Raw genomic sequence first — 15,412 nt, forward strand, 5'->3', positions numbered from 1 at the left:
CAGGAGACGGCAATGATTGAACCTTTTGCTAATGACCATCAAAGTATGCAAATTGGTGAGCTAGTTATCGAGAACCAAAAAGATAAAATCATTATCTATGGTGATATTGATCTACACTTTGATGTGTCGGGACATAAGCAAGCTCAACAGCTACATGAATTAACCGGTAAAATTTTACAGGCTTTTGAAAATTCTGCTGGTTATATTAATAATGAGCCTGAGTCAAAAGCAAAAAATGACCAATCAGATGAAAATATAGACAATCCTTTTATGTAACTATTTGATATAGTTCTAGTTTTATAGCAATAAGAAACTATAAAAAAACTACTAGGCAAAGTTCTAATTTTGCTTATAATAGGTTGAGACATCGCTTATGTTGCTAAAGTACTCGTTTTCCAACTGTATACCGTATCATTTATAGCAAAGAAAACTTTTAGCAAAGGATAAGCGTAATAACATAACGTTTTGAGTAATCATCGTACGAAGGGAGTCGATTTATGAAATTATTTACAAAAACTACGTTAGCAATCGCTGGTATCAGTATGGCTACAATGGCATTTGCTGCAGATCCATTAGCAAATACTACTTGGCAAACTTTTGACGAAGGCAAGCCAAAAGGTTTGGTGAAAATCACTGAAGCGAACGGTGTCTTGACTGGCAAGCTGGTTGCCGCTATGACAGAAAAAGGCAAACAATATGTTGGTATGACTATTATTTCTGGTCTTAAGTCCGACGGCAATGGCAAATATAGTGGTGGCACGATTACAGATCCTGCAAAAGACAAAACCTATCGCATGACTGCAAATTTAAGTGGTAATACACTGGATCTAAAAGGTTATATCGGTCCATTCTCACGTAGCCAAACGTGGAAAAAGAAATAAGCTAATATTTTGAATATTAAGAGCCTATTCCTTAAGAGTCTATTGTTTATGGAGAGGTTTTAATAGCAAATGATTAAAAAAATCCCGCATTACCTAAAGGTTCTGCGGGATTTTTTATATCGTCGATTTATTAAATGGCTCAAATCAGCTATTTTGTAAACTCAGGGTAAGCTTCCATACCACATTCTGCTATATCTCCACCTTCGTATTCATCTTCTTCAGAAATACGCAGACCAATGACTACTTTAATAATTGACCACACTATTAAACTGGCAATAAATACCCAAGCAAAAATTGTGGCAGCACCAGCAATCTGACCGATAAAGGTAGATGCCGGATTGGTAATCGGGACAATTAGTAGACCAAATAGACCCACCACGCCATGAACCGAAATCGCACCAACTGGATCATCAATTTTCATCCTATCTAAGGCGAGGATTGATAACACTACAATCGCACCTGCTATCATACCGAAAATAGTGGCTTGTAGAGCGGAGGGGGTTGAGGGTTCTGCAGTAATCGCAACTAGACCTGCTAATGCACCATTTAAGAGCATCGTTAAGTCAGCTTTTCCGAAAATGAGACGCGCGAGTAACAAGGCCCCAATAGCACCGCCTGCTGCTGCAGCATTGGTATTCAAAAACACTATGGCAACGGCGTTGGCACTGGCAATGTCACCCAGTTTAAGAACGGACCCGCCATTAAAGCCGAACCAACCCATCCATAAGATTAGGGTACCAAGCGCTGCCAGCGGCAGATTAGCACCAGGAATCGCCCGTATCTCACCGTTAGGACCATACTTACCTTGACGTGCCCCTAGCAGCAATACACCTGCTAGTGCAGCAGCGGCACCTGCCATATGTACGATACCAGAGCCAGCAAAATCAGAGAAGCCCATGTCACCTAAGTTAAATAACCCAAAAACATCGTTGCCACCCCAGGTCCAACTGCCCTCTAGTGGATAGATGACACCAGTCATAACCACTGTAAAGAGTAAAAAAGACCACAGCTTCATACGTTCAGCTACGGCACCTGAGACGATTGACATACAGGTTGCCACAAAGACTACTTGAAAGAAAAAGTCGGACGCTGCAGAGTAGACGGAGTCGCCACCGAAACCATTTTCAGCCGAGGCTGCTAAGGCGTCATCTACTAGTGTCTCACCGCCTGCAATCCCGCTCAAAAATAGATCGCCACCATACATAATGGCATAGCCGCATATCATGTACATGATACTGGCGGTTGCAAACAGGGCGATGTTTTTAGTCAAGATTTCGACCGTATTTTTTGATCGAACCAATCCGGCCTCTAACATAGTGAAGCCGGCTGCCATCCACATGACCAGCGCCCCACATATCAAAAAATAAAACGTATCGAGTGCGTATTGAAGCTCAAAGATTTGGTTTTGCATCTTAATTCCCCCTTGAATTGATAATGCAGATCTTGTTATAACTGAGTTATAGGCGTGCGGTACGAGCTTGTAGCTTTAAACCTATACTTATAAAACTATGCTTATAAGCTTGTCTTTAACTTTAGATAGCGTCAGGACCCGTTTCACCCGTACGAATACGAATGACTTGTTCCAAGGTAGTAACAAATATTTTGCCATCACCAATTTTACCGGTGCTGGCGATACGGGTAATAGCCTCGATTGCAGGCTCAACCATCTCATCAATAACGGCCACTTCAACTTTCACTTTAGGTAAAAAGTCCACCACGTATTCTGCACCGCGATAAAGCTCGGTATGGCCTTTTTGGCGACCGAAGCCTTTTACCTCAGTGACGGTGACACCTTTAACACCGATATCAGAAAGTGCTTCTCGTACATCATCGAGCTTGAACGGTTTTAAAATCGCAGTGATTAACTTCATAAAAATTTCCTTATATGAGTGATGCCGAAGGTTGATATGTGCATTTTGGAGTATCGTACCGCTACCATGCTTACAGTAAGTCATTCAAGAACTGTGCCAAACCTACTCAAGGGGGTAGGTAAGTTTGGGCTTATTGGCTCGTAAACAACTGCCATAATGACAGAGTACAATGCTTATATTGTCATGATAAATGTTGCGGTTGGCAATATAAGCTGAGTGAATCAACCTTTGACGTTAGACTTAAGAGGACTTTATTATAACCAACTTTTAAGCTGCCAGGGCAGGCTATGCTATGATGATTTAATAAAATATTATTGGGGGGCAAGGGTAGGAACAAGCGAGCAGAGATTGACGCTTTGAGTGTCGTTTAAATCCTAAATTTAAACTTTGGGGAATAGCAGGTACGGGGTCTTAGTACTGCAAAGTAGCTTTTCGGTATCGCTACCTTGGAGCAGCTCACGAAGACGTGATTGCCCAAAAGCCCCCGTCATTAATAGACCAATATCATGCTTGCTTTGATAATAGTTTAAGGCTGCACTGACATCGCGGCAATCTAGCAACGCTTTTTTAGTGTTAATACCGGCTTGCTTAAGACGGGCATAAGCTTCACGTAGCGCATCACAGTTTTCAGAATTGTCTTTACCGACCATGACAATATGTACAGTTAGCGCGCGTACCATAGGCGTTTTACAAAGCCAATTAAGTAATTTATGCGCAGTCGCACGGTTATCGAAGGCAAATAAAGCCGTTGTTGGGGGCAAAAATGGTGCATGAGTCACCAAAATAGGGCAGTGACTTAAGCGTATGAGCTGGCTCAGAGTGGATTTACAGGTAACATGATGGCCAATAATAATAAGTTGCGCCTGATCATCAACATAATCAATGCTTTCGTTAAGGTTTTCGTGTCGGTGTAGCGTATACATCTTACGCTTAGGTTGATGCTGTTCGCAATAAACTGCGGCTTGATGCAGCAGGAGTTTGCCTTGAGCTTTTAGCTCAGAGTCACTTAAATGTTCTTTGCTGGTAAATTGATCAAGCAAGGTGCTCTCATCACCGATATTCAGGCAGCCTGAATAATTGACAGCTGCCTTTTTCTGGACGCTTGGCACCGCATGGAGCATACCAATAGGGGCTTGCAGACGTGCCGACGCCCACATACTGGCATCCAACACTGCTTGGACGTGATTAGGACAGTCTAAACAAGCAATGATACTATCTGGCTTTAAATTACTCATAAGGCAGTTACATCATATTGATAATGAAAGTATAGTCAGGCTCAATAACGAAATTGGTAACAGGCACGATTGCGTTAACCTAATAACGCAAACGAGTCATTAGATTTAATCCAACAGGTCAATATCGCGCTGATCATAGATAGAGAAACGGTCAATTAGTGTACGACTCTCACTACTGAGTCCTAACACTTTGACATCAATCCCTTCACGTTGCAAGCATATGACTAGCTTGTCTAAAGTATCAACGGCACTGATATCCCAGAAGTGGGCTTGACTGAGATCAATATGCACGGTGTTCAGCGGCTGTCATAACACATACGGTCAATCCAACGCGCTCTGTCATAGGATTAAGCTCGGGTATCTGAGCGGCAAATAGGACGTAAATGTGTGCTCAAACAAGAAGGGCGAAAATAAAGGGTGAAAATATAATTAAGCCGATGCTTACCCTACTATAATAATGCCCATCTTCGCTGAAGATGCGTGACAATAGCGTGATACAGGTCACAACATGCTAAACTAAAACGCTAAGTCAGCCTAACCAAGCATAGAAGGAATAGATATGACCATTCTCGCCGCAACAGAAACCTTACTTCATAAAGGCAGTGGTCTACAAGTAGTGGTCGGCTTAGGACAATCCGGATTATCAGTGGCAAAGTATCTTGCCGATCAAGGTTACCAGGTGGCAGTCACAGACAATCAGTCAGCACCTGCATTGGCTCAGGAGTTACCGGCAGCAGTTACTATTCGGCAATTTGGCGCGATTGATGCCGATCTATTACAACGAGCAGCACGCATTATCATAAGCCCTGGTATCTCCCTTAACATCGAGGCAGTGTCTGCTGCTAGACAGGCGAAGATCCCGGTAGTTAGTGATATTCAGCTGTTTTGTGACGCCTGTGAGGTACCAATAGTAGCAATCACTGGCTCGAATGCCAAAAGTACGGTGACCACCTTGGTTGGACAAATGGCTGCTGATGCCGGCGTTGATGTTGGCGTTGGCGGCAATATTGGCGTGCCAGCATTGAGCTTACTTACTAATGCCAACATGCAGTTAGCGGTGCTTGAGCTGTCTAGCTTTCAGTTGGAGACAGTGACTCATTTAGGCGCGCAGGTCGCCACTGTACTCAATATGTCGCCTGATCATTTAGATCGTCATGGCGATATGCTCGGCTACCATCAAGCTAAGCATCGCATCTTTCAAGGCGCAAAGTCAGTGGTTATTAGTCGTGAAGACGCATTGACTCGACCTCTAGTAGCAGATAACTTACCACGGTTGAGTACGGGTATCCATGCCCCTGATAAAGGTCACTATGGTCTAATTACTGATCCTAACGGACAAATTCACCTGGCACGAGGTACTGACCGACTATTATCGGCGGACAAACTGATTATTAAAGGTCGCCATAACCTGCTCAATGCACAGGCTGCTCTAGCACTAGGTGAGCTTGCTGGTTTACCGCTTGATAGTATGCTGATCACGCTACAGCGATTCACCGGACTTGAACATCGTTGCCAATATGTCGCAACTGCCGCTGATATTGACTATTTTAATGATTCCAAAGGCACTAATATCGGCTCAACGATGGCTGCTATCGAAGGGCTAGGTGCAGTATATGCCCCCAAAGATGGCAAGCTGTTATTAATCTTAGGCGGACAAGGCAAAGGCCAAAAATTTGGCGAATTAACCCCTTTTATCAACCAGTATGTCAGTCAAGTACTGTGTATTGGTGAGGACAGCCAGCAGATTGAGCAGCATCTACGCGCTGCCGCATTAAGTGATGAGGTGATGTTACATCAATGCCAGACACTGGAGGGTGCTTTTGCGACCATTCAACAAGTGACCGCAAGTAGTCTGTCACAAGTACAAGCGGTGTTATTGTCACCGGCCTGTGCCAGCTTTGATCAGTTTAGTGGTTATGCGGCTCGCGGTGAATATTTTAGTCAGTTAGTCGCACAGTTAGAGGCGTTTACGGCCAGCTAGCTAGGGCGTGTCATCAATTGATAATCAGGCAGCAGTATTTAATAAAAGGTAATTTGTGCCTAATACATTATGTTCGCTTGATAAAGTATTGTTTTGCTTATAGATTACTGCTACTGTCAATGATAATCGATCAAGCAACAGACCAACCAAATCAATAGCCGGCTGACCTCGCCTTGTGACATAACAATGAGTAACAAGACGTGCTGCACTGACATTATTTGTTGCAACGCCTAATAGTTTATTAGGCTGCGCAGTTTAATGTTGTATCATGTTGCCTGACATCGCCTATCTAGTCGTATTTGTCTTGTATTCGCTATTGGTTACTGTCTATTTTGTTTTATCTCTTTTATACTTTTTAAACGGTGGCGTTTAATAGACGCCGTGTTTTTTGTTTGTTAGTGTACTTAAAAATTATGGCGCTCTCTTTCTTCTCTCGTTCATCTCGTCAATCGCAGTCAGCTACTGGCTCAGATGGTATCCTGTCCATGCCATCAGCACGTGCCATCTTATTAGCAAGTGTTGGCTGTATGCTGGTACTCAGTTTATTAATGGTGGCCTCTGCCTCTATTCCCTTTGCGCTCAGTCGCGGAATGACAGAGCTATACTTTTTTGAGCATCAGCTGATGTATATGGGTATTGGCATCTGTGTGGCGGCAGTGCCCTATTATTTCCTACCGCTACGAACCCTGTATAAAACTGAAATGCAATTTTTGCTGCTGGCCATTACCGGCGGATTGCTGTTTCTAACTTTACTTGGTACCCCTATTAATGGCTCTAAACGCTGGTTAGAGCTAGGCTTTCTTAACTTCCAAGTAGCGGAGCTGGCGAAATTAGTGATGATTGTGTTCGTTGCTGACTTTGTGGTGCGGCGCTCTTTTGAGGTACGTAATGGCTGGGATGGTTTTTTACGGATCTTTTTAGTCGTTGGTATGATAACGATGTTGCTGTTATTACAGCCAGATTTTGGCTCGCTAGTGGTTATTGTAGGGACTGTGTTTGCTATATTTTATATCGCTGGTGCCCCTTATAAGCAATTTCTAGCATTGGGCGTATTAGTCGTGGGCTTAGCGGTGCTAGCAGTGACCTTGGTACAGTATCGCCTGACACGCGCCTTATCATTTATAGATCCTTTTGATGATGTTCAGGACACCGATTATCAGCTGGCACGCAGCTTAATTGCTTTTGGTCGCGGAGAGTTTACAGGGGTTGGTTATGGTGAGAGTGTGCAAAAGCTATCGCACTTACCAGAGGCTCATACGGATTTTCTATTAGCGATTACGGGTGAAGAACTGGGCTTTGTAGGCGTCACTATGGTGCTGCTGCTTGAAGCGTTGATCATTGGTAGCGCTATGCGTATCAGCTACAATGCGCTTAAGCGTCGGCAGATGCGCATGAGCTATACCGCATTTGGGATCGGAATCGTCTTTATTGCGCAGACTATTATTAATGCGGCGATGAATATGGGCGCCATTCCAACCAAAGGTCTGACCATGCCATTCTTTAGTTATGGCGGCTCATCGATGCTAATCAGCTTAGTTATGGTCGCGCTGTTGTTGAAAATTTATAAAGAAAGCCCTGAGATAGAAAAAAGCCAGGGTCGCTATTACTAAGACCTTGCTAAGGTGTTATTAAGGCGTTTTTTATTCTTTATGTTCCTGAAACTCACTGAACATATCCAGATGACTTATGCCTTGCAAAGGCGCGTTATCCCATTGGGCGATCGCTTGCTCCAGCATGCGCGCTGGCGTGTCATTATCGACAGATGGCTGTTGTAGCAGCTGTAAAGCGTTGGCAATTAGCGTGCTAGGCTTGCGAGTATCGATAGGCTGAGCGAGATTTTGCTTGGAGAGCTTTTGGCCGTCAGTATGACATATCAGCGGTAGATGATACCAACGGTCAATAGCGGTCAGGTTAGCGGCCTGCATGATGCTAATCTGAGCCGTGGTCAGCGGTAAGATATCTAAGCCGCGCATGATATGGGTAATCTGTTGCAGACCATCATCAATACTGGCCGCCAAAATATAATTAATCATGCCATCTTGACGCCGCACCACCATATCCCCCAAAGTTTGCTGGGGATTACTCCATTGCATGCCTTGAATCCCATCCATAAAACCAATCATATGATCGGGCAGCTGTATACGTAGCTTATGCTGCTGCTGATCAAGATTGGCATTTATACAACAGCGTGGATACCGTTGATTACGGCTTAGGGCGTCAGTGACGCTTTTGGGGACTGTGTTGTTTGGTGGCGCATTTTTTTGCTCTAAAGATTGTTGCTTCCTAGCTTGTTGTTGCCAATATTGCGTTAGACTTTTACGGGAACATAGGCAGCCGTAGAGTCGCGGATGCAGTACAGTGGACAAGTAGTCGTTGTAGATATCAACACGCTCAGACTGGTAAATGACATCACCGTCCCAGTGCAGGCCCAATACTTCTAAATCTATCAGTATCTGCTCGCTAAACTGGTTATCACAGCGCGCGGTATCAGTGTCTTCGATACGTAGTAACCATTTGCCACCTAATGACTTAATATGGCAATAACTTGCTAGCGCAGTGGTCAATGAGCCAAGGTGTAGCTCACCAGTCGGCGAGGGTGCAAAACGGCCAATAGGCTGTGCTGGCGGCGCCCGAGTTGGAGTAAGACTATGATCATTAATGAGTGTCAAAATAGGCAGCTGTTGAAAGTAGGAGAATATAGATAGGATAAAGAAGGCGACTATAAAAAGATATTTATTAAATGCAACGAGCGACCAGTAATATGGTCGCTCGTTGTTATACGTACTTTAGTTAACTTTAATTTAAAGGCCTTTTTAAGCACCTTGGTTTTGGCGTTCTTTAATTTCAGATAAAGTCTTACAGTCGATGCACTGAGTCGCGGTTGGGCGTGCTTCTAGGCGACGTAAACCGATTTCTACTCCGCAAGTTTCACAGAATCCATAGTCGTCATTTTCAATTTCACCCATGGACTTATCGATTTTGCGGATAAGCTTACGTTCACGGTCACGCGTACGCAGGGTTAATGCAAACTCTTCTTCTTGAGTGGCACGGTCGTTGATGTCAGGCATGGCGCTTGATTCATCTTGGATATAAGTCTTTGTGCGGTCAGCTTCGCCGATCAGTTGATGCTTCCAATCCAACAAAATAGCCTTGAAATGCTCTAACTGAGCATCAGACATATACTCTTCGTCTTTGGCAGGCACATAAGGGGTGAACTTAACATCACTCGGATTCGTGGTCAGGGTGCTCATATGGGTATCCTAATTTTTCAAATTAATTCAACAAAACGACGTTTTAAAAGACAAGACGTTGTAAATTTGCTAAACGTTATAACTTGTCCTTTTACAGAACGTTTCACCACTTGGTAACGCAAGTAACACAGCTAATCTCATAGTAAGCTCATAATGATACGTTTATACCGGTATGCTTATATCGCTACTAAAGTTATTGTTTATAAAATCTTTATCTACAAAATTGTTATGTATATTGTCATGCATATTTTTATTCAAATGCTACTGCTCAAACAATGCTACAAATTACTGGTTGCGCAAGCTTAGTAGGTGGTTGGTTTAGCTATCCTAGCTACTATAATTTTTCTTAACATCCGGCCTTAGACGATACTATTTTTTAGCACATTTTACTAGTGCCGCTGCCTTTTTACTGATTATTAACTGCTAATGTACTTTGGCATCTATTTATATTATATGACACTATTTATCTAGCAGTCAGTCCCTGTCAGCTATAGGTAATGCCAGTGCTAGGCAGGCCAACACGTTCATTAGCTCAATAAATATTTTGGCCTAATAAAACTGGCCGTCAAGTATCCAGTCTTTTGACCCAGCTTGCAACCTGCCCATTGTTGGCCAATTGCAACCAGCGATAACCGGGGTTTGCATCATGATCGTAGGTAAAGTCATCTTTGTAGGGCTCGAACTGGTAGCAGGTAGAGGGCGTGCTATAAACAGTAACGCCTTGGCGATAGCGGACTTGTTCTTGATGAGTATGGCCGCTAATGATAACGCGCAGATGATCAAAGGGCACCATACGTTGCCAAAAGCTCTCTGTATTCTCTGCAATATGGGCGTCTATCCAGTCAGATCTCATCGGTAGTACGTGATGATGGATAGCGATTAGGGCTGGCTTATCGTCAGCTGTCAGTTGCTCACACAACCAATCAATATCGGTATCAGTGACTTCCCCTGCGACTTTACCTGGGATAGCAGAGTCTAATAATAACAACTGCCAGTAGTCAGTATCAATGACATGACGACTGAGCAAACGCTCATCAGCCGCTTGAGCAATGGTTTCTCGCTGAAAAAAAGGCACCTCTGTCACTATTTCATCAGTCACGTCATGGTTGCCAGCGATACAGGCAAAAGGGATATTAGTCGCCTTTAGTATCTTAAAAATATGATCATAAATAGCAGGTTCAACCTGACTAACCAAGTCGCCAGTGACCAAAATCAAGTCACAGCGAATATCTTCGTTCAAAGCCTGTCGAAGGCTGGCTTCAAAATTTTCCTGACAAATAGAGTCAGTGAGGTCATCGTTTTGAGCAATAGTGCTGCTCGTTATGGGATAGTGGGCTGATAAATGTAGGTCAGTGATCTGCAAGACGTTTACGTGCTCATCTGGCGTGTAAATCCTACGGGCAGGGTAGCTTAGCATGGTCAGTCCTTTATCAGACTAAAACGAATGAGGCTGTCAGAAAACGAATAAGTAAGTCTTGGTTTTTTACTTTTCAGCGTTGATGTTATCTAGGGTATTCCAGCAACTTTATAACCCATCTGATATTACAATTAAATAATTGCCACCACTATTTGGTGTGGCAGTTGGTTAATTAAATAGGGTACTGATAATATTTAGGAAAATTTATAGCACAAAACCTAATAAATCTCTAGCTATATCTGTGAAATAAAGTTGAATAAAACTTTCACAAGGGCTCATTCGATGACAATATAGTCCCTTTAACGATGTGCCGTCATAGTCTCTTTAACGGCGTGCCGTCCAAAATTTTGAAGGCATTAATTTTGAGGTCGTTAATTTAGAGACAATCAGCGCGGCGAAAAATAGAATGGCCAAGACCAGTACAATGGTCAGTCCGGTCTGTATATCAAGCCAGATACTGCCCCAAACGCCTAAAGTGACGCCCAGTTGAGCAACGATCAGTGCGATAATCACCATCTGCTTAGGTGACGCTGAATATAGGCGCGCCGTGAGTGCTGGTAGTACTAGCAAGCCACTGATTAATAAGCTACCAACTGCTTGCAAGGCAATCGCACAGAATCCAGCCAATACTCCCATAAAAAACAGCCGCTGCCGCGTGGGGTTAATGCCTTGAATACGGGCTAACGCTTCATGAGTCGCCAGTTTAATTTGTGCTGGCCAAATATAAGCTAATAATCCGAGTCCAATCAGTACACTCGTAGCAAGTAACGGCAGATCTGCCCAGTCAAGCTCCAGTAAATTACCAAATAAAAACCCCAATACATTGGCTTGTTGATCAGTAAGCTGGGTCAAGGCCAATAGTCCCAAACACAGTAGTGAGACCGCGACCACTGCCAGTACTGCATCGACTGGTAGTCGCTCATCATCGATCAACACCAGTCCTACGACCACCATGACGCTAACCATAGCGATACCAATACCCATCGGCAACTGCCACCACACCGCTAGCGCAACGCCGAGAAGGGTTCCATGCGCTAAGGCATCTGCAAAAAAGGCCATGCGTCGCCACAATACCAGACATCCAAGGGGCGCTGATAGCAGGGCTAAAATACTGCCGGCAATCCAAGCAGGGGCAATGATAGCTAACCAAGCGGTCATAATAAGTGTCCGTTAGACTTTATTTATAAAATTTAATAAAGAACTTAATAGTGAATAAGTAAGGTAACACAACCAGTTTAGTAGCTGGCAAGCTGGTATGGATGCAGCTACAACAGCCCACTTGGCGCTTGGTGTTCACAAGCGTGCGGCTGATGTACATAAGGTTGCTCATAATGATGACCAAACAATTTTTGAAACTCAGCACTGATAGCCAGATCGCTGGGTTGGCCTTCACAGCAGATATGTTTATTGAGACAAATCACTCGTCGGCTGCCTTTCATTACCCAATGCAAATCGTGTGACACTACTAGCATCGCACAACGTAGAAAATCGGGCAGCTCATCAATGAACTGATATAGCCACACTTCCGTATCAGGATCCAGTCCCTGCATGGGCTCATCTAAAATCAGTAAATTAGGCTTGTCTAACAAGGCGCGTGCTAATAGTACCCGCTGAGTCTCCCCACCAGATAAGTGCAACATCTGCCGTGATAGTAGATGCGTTAATGACAAATTATCAAAAATGAATTGCCGCTGGCTATCAGTCAAGCGTCGCTTATCTGCTTGCGCCAATAAGTCCTGGACTCGCAGTGGCAAGATCGGCGGTACGGCAAAACGTTGCGGTACATAACCAAGCTGCAACGGTTGATGCGCAATAATTTGCCCTTCAGAGGGCATGATTAGCCCCAAAACAAGCTTCACCAACGTTGACTTGCCAGCACCATTAGGCCCAATAAGACTAACGGTTTCATTGACCGCAATATCAATATTAATATGCGATACCAAGCGCTGTTGCCCGATATGATAACTGACATCAGTTAAAGTAAGAAGCGGAACATCACGCTTAGAGAACGAATCAAGCTGTTGAGTAGAGGGTGGTTGTGTAGATGAAGATACAGGATGATTCATGAGTCGGCAGCTAATAGTTTGAAAATTGATGAATGAATAAAAAAGATATTTTGCATGACGTTCTTTGCATGGCTTTAGTGGCAGGCCTGGCAAATGCCGCTAAGCTCAATGACACTACGGGCAACGGTAAAGCCAACATCTTGCTCAGCGAAGCTCATCATTTCTTGTACTGGTAAGCTGCTACATTCTTGCACTCGCTGGCATTGGTCACAGATTAAGAAGGCTGCCGTATGTTGTGCCCGTGGATGACAACAGGGGACATAAGCATTAATCGAAGTCAGTTGATGAATCAAGCCCTCACTTAACAAAAACTCTAAGCTGCGATAAACCGTCGGTGGTGCGACATTTTTTGATGTGGTATTTTTTGTTTCATGGACATTATTATCGGTGTCTAATAGCCGTACACGCTGCAGTTGAGTAATGAGATCATAAGCGCCAACTGGTTTATTGGCCTGCAATACCAGTTCATAGATCTGCTGACGTAAAGGCGTAAAGCGTACGCCACGCGTCCGGCACTGCTCTTTTGCTGCTGCGAGTCGCTCAACTACATCGCGCGGCGTAAAGTCTTGCACATCATGCAGATGGTTGTCGTGTACGTGATTGTCACATACATCGCCATTGGTAGATGACTCACAGCCAGATGAAGTAATAGACACTATTCAAGCTCCAAAAAATAAGTTAGCACTTTTAATTGTTATAGTATAACATAATGGAAATTAGAAAAACATAACTCTCATTATTCCTATCTATTTAACAGGACTACTTACGCATGACTTTTCATCGTCAAAATAACGATAATACTATAAATAATTTTCTTGACCTTAAGTCCTTTCTTACCAATTCATTTTTCAATAAATTTTTATGCTCAATTATACTGTCTAAACGTTTGCTGATCATAGCAATAATAATGCTAGGCTCTTTAACCTTAAATGCTCAAGCAGCAACGGTCAGTGTCAGTAACTATCCACTGTTTTTATTGAGCCAAGCAGTGACTGAAGGTTCACCGGCAGCGAAACAATTATTACAAGCGGGGGAGGTGGGGCACCATGGTAGCATTAGCCCTGGTGATATCAAAGCCATTCAAGACAGCCATTTTGTGGTGTGGTTTGGTGCTTCTTTAGAGAATAATTTGGCATCAAGCCTAGAGTCAGCACCTAATGCTATTGCATTATTTGACTTCAATGCTTTTAATCGTCATCCGTTACGTGATGTCAAAGGTGTCCCTATTGCCGGCACGCTAGACCCGCACATGTGGCTCGATCCTGAGAACGCTAAAGCCATTACTCGTGCCCTCGCCGTTATCCATAGTCATGCTAACCCGCAATATAAAAAACTCTATCACGCTAATGCACAGAAATTTGCTCAGCGAATGGACAGTGCGGTGGCCAATGAGATACAGAAAGTTCAGCAGGAAAAAGGTCAAAAAGCGTATCCTTATTGGGCCTATCATGATGCTTATCAATATATAGAAGCCTCTCTACAACTACAGTTTATCGGTAGTCTGAGTGCCGATGACCATATAGCACCTAAGGCCAGTCAACTGCGCTGGCTTAACGAGCAAAGACCTGCTAAGCAAATGTGTTTGGTATCCCCAAGCAGCCCTGCTAAAGGATTACTTGCCAAGCTACAACCGGTGAATACTACAGTACAAGCCGAAGACATGAGTATGAGTAAAGACTTTGTGGCTGGCTGGAGTATTATGGCGCAGCAGATTCGTCGTTGTATTTCTTAAGAGTCGCTGTAGATCTCAAAAATAATATAAAGAGCCTATAAAGTATTGCGCTTGCTGGCTTTTAAGGTGACTGGCAATGGCCCCTAAAGTGATTATAAAAAATTATGTGGGTCGTGACTTTATTGATAAATGAGTCGTTGGTATACTCCCAACTGTAGGGTTGATAAGTGTCATACTGCACTTGCTTGACGGAAGTGTGGGTTCTAAAGTTATCGGCGTTTTATTTTTGGACAACAGTCGACACTAGTAGAATGCCCCATTTACGGATAAACTTGTCGCAACTATGCTACCTTATCAAAACGCGGTGGTTGCTGTATCAATGCTAGAGGATAGCCAATGACCAAACCTGCCAAACGCACGCAAAAAGATAAAATTGGTATCTATCTCAAGCGCCAAGCATGGATACTGTTCATCCTAATTATTATTGCTTCGATGTTAGATATTTTTTGGCTACACAGTGCGTTGGTTGTCGCAAAAAGCAGTGCAATCGGTGCACTACTAAGCTTTGCGACCCAAGCAGTATTTGCCGGCTTCATCTTTTGGCATAGTGGGTATCGTGCGCGCCGACATATTGTCAGCCAGTTGTATCGAGGACAAATGGTCAAGTGGCTACTAACCGTGTTGGGTTTCGCATTGATCTTTATTACCATACAGCCTTTGTCCGCGCCTGCGTTATTTGTTGGTTTTATAGTCATGCAGTTTAGTCATACTGTGATGTTATCGTACGTACGCTGACGGCAATAGACGTTACACAGTTAAATTATAAGGCCGTTGATAGTGCTAATCAGACTGCCTTATCTGCCCGCTCCTTGTTCCCATCCCCTTGACAGTTAAACCAAAAAGTAATAAATAATATGTCTTATAAAACCGTATTAATCACTGCGAAAACAGCAGTATAAGCCATTAAAATGAGTATTAAGCAGAGGAAGTTGATGACCGTTTGGAGAGTAAAGGTCACTTGTAAATAAAATCTTACAA

General features: G+C 43.5%; 16 protein-coding genes. 6 read left to right on the top strand and 10 right to left on the bottom strand.

The features are described 5' to 3' along the window. Nucleotides 1-12: 12 nt before the first annotated feature. Nucleotides 13-276 carry a hypothetical protein gene (locus tag H4W00_RS03115; protein WP_209956189.1) on the top strand — a complete coding sequence of 88 codons (264 nt, stop codon included), beginning with the start codon at nt 13-15 and terminating at the stop codon, nt 274-276. A 221-nt stretch (nt 277-497) separates the two neighbouring features. Beyond that, on the top strand, nt 498-881 hold the full coding sequence (locus H4W00_RS03120) for a DUF2147 domain-containing protein (protein WP_209956190.1): 384 nt from the start codon (nt 498-500) through the stop codon (nt 879-881). 148 nt (nt 882-1,029) lie between these two features. On the opposite strand, the gene H4W00_RS03125 is transcribed toward H4W00_RS03120, so the two are convergent. The 4 genes from H4W00_RS03125 to H4W00_RS03140 all read right to left on the bottom strand — a co-directional run bounded on the left by H4W00_RS03125 (nt 1,030) and on the right by H4W00_RS03140 (nt 4,278). Next, nucleotides 1,030-2,292, bottom strand: coding sequence for an ammonium transporter (locus H4W00_RS03125; protein WP_209956191.1), 1,263 nt, complete (start codon nt 2,290-2,292; stop codon nt 1,030-1,032). Between the two features lie 121 nt (nt 2,293-2,413). After that, nucleotides 2,414-2,752, bottom strand: coding sequence for a P-II family nitrogen regulator (locus H4W00_RS03130; protein ID WP_209956192.1), 339 nt, complete (start codon nt 2,750-2,752; stop codon nt 2,414-2,416). Between the two features lie 380 nt (nt 2,753-3,132). Further along, a complete protein-coding gene (locus H4W00_RS03135) occupies nt 3,133-3,987 on the bottom strand; it encodes a universal stress protein (RefSeq protein ID WP_209956193.1) in 855 nt (284 codons plus the stop codon). A gap of 105 nt (nt 3,988-4,092) precedes the next feature. After that, nucleotides 4,093-4,278 (bottom strand): STAS domain-containing protein, encoded by a 186-nt coding sequence (locus H4W00_RS03140; RefSeq protein ID WP_327193276.1) that lies wholly within the window; start codon nt 4,276-4,278, stop codon nt 4,093-4,095. 268 nt (nt 4,279-4,546) lie between these two features. On the opposite strand from H4W00_RS03140, the gene murD reads away from it, so the two are divergent. Both murD and ftsW read left to right on the top strand, forming a co-directional pair. Then, nucleotides 4,547-5,968 carry a UDP-N-acetylmuramoyl-L-alanine--D-glutamate ligase gene (murD, locus tag H4W00_RS03145; RefSeq protein ID WP_209956194.1) on the top strand — a complete coding sequence of 474 codons (1,422 nt, stop codon included), beginning with the start codon at nt 4,547-4,549 and terminating at the stop codon, nt 5,966-5,968. Between the two features lie 413 nt (nt 5,969-6,381). Continuing rightward, nucleotides 6,382-7,578, top strand: a complete 1,197-nt coding sequence (gene ftsW / locus H4W00_RS03150) for a putative lipid II flippase FtsW (protein ID WP_209956195.1) — start codon at nt 6,382-6,384, stop codon at nt 7,576-7,578. Between the two features lie 30 nt (nt 7,579-7,608). Here ftsW and gluQRS read toward each other — a convergent pair whose 3' ends face one another. The 6 genes from gluQRS to H4W00_RS03180 all read right to left on the bottom strand — a co-directional run bounded on the left by gluQRS (nt 7,609) and on the right by H4W00_RS03180 (nt 13,358). Continuing rightward, nucleotides 7,609-8,637, bottom strand: a complete 1,029-nt coding sequence (gene gluQRS, locus H4W00_RS03155; RefSeq protein ID WP_442793120.1) for a tRNA glutamyl-Q(34) synthetase GluQRS — start codon at nt 8,635-8,637, stop codon at nt 7,609-7,611. 144 nt (nt 8,638-8,781) lie between these two features. Further along, nucleotides 8,782-9,219: an RNA polymerase-binding protein DksA gene (gene dksA / locus H4W00_RS03160; protein ID WP_209956196.1), complete on the bottom strand. Its 438-nt coding sequence runs from the start codon at nt 9,217-9,219 to the stop codon at nt 8,782-8,784. A gap of 565 nt (nt 9,220-9,784) precedes the next feature. Beyond that, nucleotides 9,785-10,636: a metallophosphoesterase gene (locus tag H4W00_RS03165; protein ID WP_209956197.1), complete on the bottom strand. Its 852-nt coding sequence runs from the start codon at nt 10,634-10,636 to the stop codon at nt 9,785-9,787. A gap of 324 nt (nt 10,637-10,960) precedes the next feature. Then, the gene (locus H4W00_RS03170; RefSeq protein WP_209956198.1) at nt 10,961-11,794 is read right to left on the bottom strand and encodes a metal ABC transporter permease; all 834 of its coding nucleotides are present in this window, start codon (nt 11,792-11,794) and stop codon (nt 10,961-10,963) included. 107 nt (nt 11,795-11,901) lie between these two features. Next, the gene (locus H4W00_RS03175) at nt 11,902-12,702 is read right to left on the bottom strand and encodes a metal ABC transporter ATP-binding protein (protein ID WP_209956199.1); all 801 of its coding nucleotides are present in this window, start codon (nt 12,700-12,702) and stop codon (nt 11,902-11,904) included. Nucleotides 12,703-12,776: 74 nt separating this feature from the next. Further along, nucleotides 12,777-13,358 (bottom strand): transcriptional repressor, encoded by a 582-nt coding sequence (locus H4W00_RS03180; protein WP_209956200.1) that lies wholly within the window; start codon nt 13,356-13,358, stop codon nt 12,777-12,779. Nucleotides 13,359-13,609: 251 nt separating this feature from the next. On the opposite strand from H4W00_RS03180, the gene H4W00_RS03185 reads away from it, so the two are divergent. Next, nucleotides 13,610-14,434, top strand: coding sequence for a metal ABC transporter solute-binding protein, Zn/Mn family (locus H4W00_RS03185; RefSeq protein WP_334684858.1), 825 nt, complete (start codon nt 13,610-13,612; stop codon nt 14,432-14,434). Between the two features lie 336 nt (nt 14,435-14,770). Further along, nucleotides 14,771-15,169 carry an ATP synthase subunit I gene (locus H4W00_RS03190; RefSeq protein WP_209956202.1) on the top strand — a complete coding sequence of 133 codons (399 nt, stop codon included), beginning with the start codon at nt 14,771-14,773 and terminating at the stop codon, nt 15,167-15,169. Nucleotides 15,170-15,412 lie beyond the last annotated feature (243 nt).

This window comes from Psychrobacter sp. PL19 (assembly GCF_017875835.1).
GTDB lineage: Bacteria > Pseudomonadota > Gammaproteobacteria > Pseudomonadales > Moraxellaceae > Psychrobacter.

Bases quoted from the DNA above. Each gene is read 5' to 3' on its own strand.
- H4W00_RS03130 (WP_209956192.1), bottom strand. From the start codon at position 2,752: ATGAAGTTAATCACTGCGATTTTAAAACCGTTCAAGCTCGATGATGTA.
- H4W00_RS03135 (WP_209956193.1), bottom strand. From the start codon at position 3,987: ATGAGTAATTTAAAGCCAGATAGTATCATTGCTTGTTTAGACTGTCCT.
- H4W00_RS03165 (WP_209956197.1), bottom strand. From the start codon at position 10,636: ATGCTAAGCTACCCTGCCCGTAGGATTTACACGCCAGATGAGCACGTA.
- H4W00_RS03125 (WP_209956191.1), bottom strand. From the start codon at position 2,292: ATGCAAAACCAAATCTTTGAGCTTCAATACGCACTCGATACGTTTTAT.
- H4W00_RS03115 (WP_209956189.1), top strand. From the start codon at position 13: ATGATTGAACCTTTTGCTAATGACCATCAAAGTATGCAAATTGGTGAG.
- H4W00_RS03185 (WP_334684858.1), top strand. From the start codon at position 13,610: ATGCTAGGCTCTTTAACCTTAAATGCTCAAGCAGCAACGGTCAGTGTC.
- H4W00_RS03175 (WP_209956199.1), bottom strand. From the start codon at position 12,702: ATGAATCATCCTGTATCTTCATCTACACAACCACCCTCTACTCAACAG.
- ftsW (WP_209956195.1), top strand. From the start codon at position 6,382: ATGGCGCTCTCTTTCTTCTCTCGTTCATCTCGTCAATCGCAGTCAGCT.
- murD (WP_209956194.1), top strand. From the start codon at position 4,547: ATGACCATTCTCGCCGCAACAGAAACCTTACTTCATAAAGGCAGTGGT.
- dksA (WP_209956196.1), bottom strand. From the start codon at position 9,219: ATGAGCACCCTGACCACGAATCCGAGTGATGTTAAGTTCACCCCTTAT.
- H4W00_RS03170 (WP_209956198.1), bottom strand. From the start codon at position 11,794: ATGACCGCTTGGTTAGCTATCATTGCCCCTGCTTGGATTGCCGGCAGT.
- H4W00_RS03190 (WP_209956202.1), top strand. From the start codon at position 14,771: ATGACCAAACCTGCCAAACGCACGCAAAAAGATAAAATTGGTATCTAT.
- H4W00_RS03120 (WP_209956190.1), top strand. From the start codon at position 498: ATGAAATTATTTACAAAAACTACGTTAGCAATCGCTGGTATCAGTATG.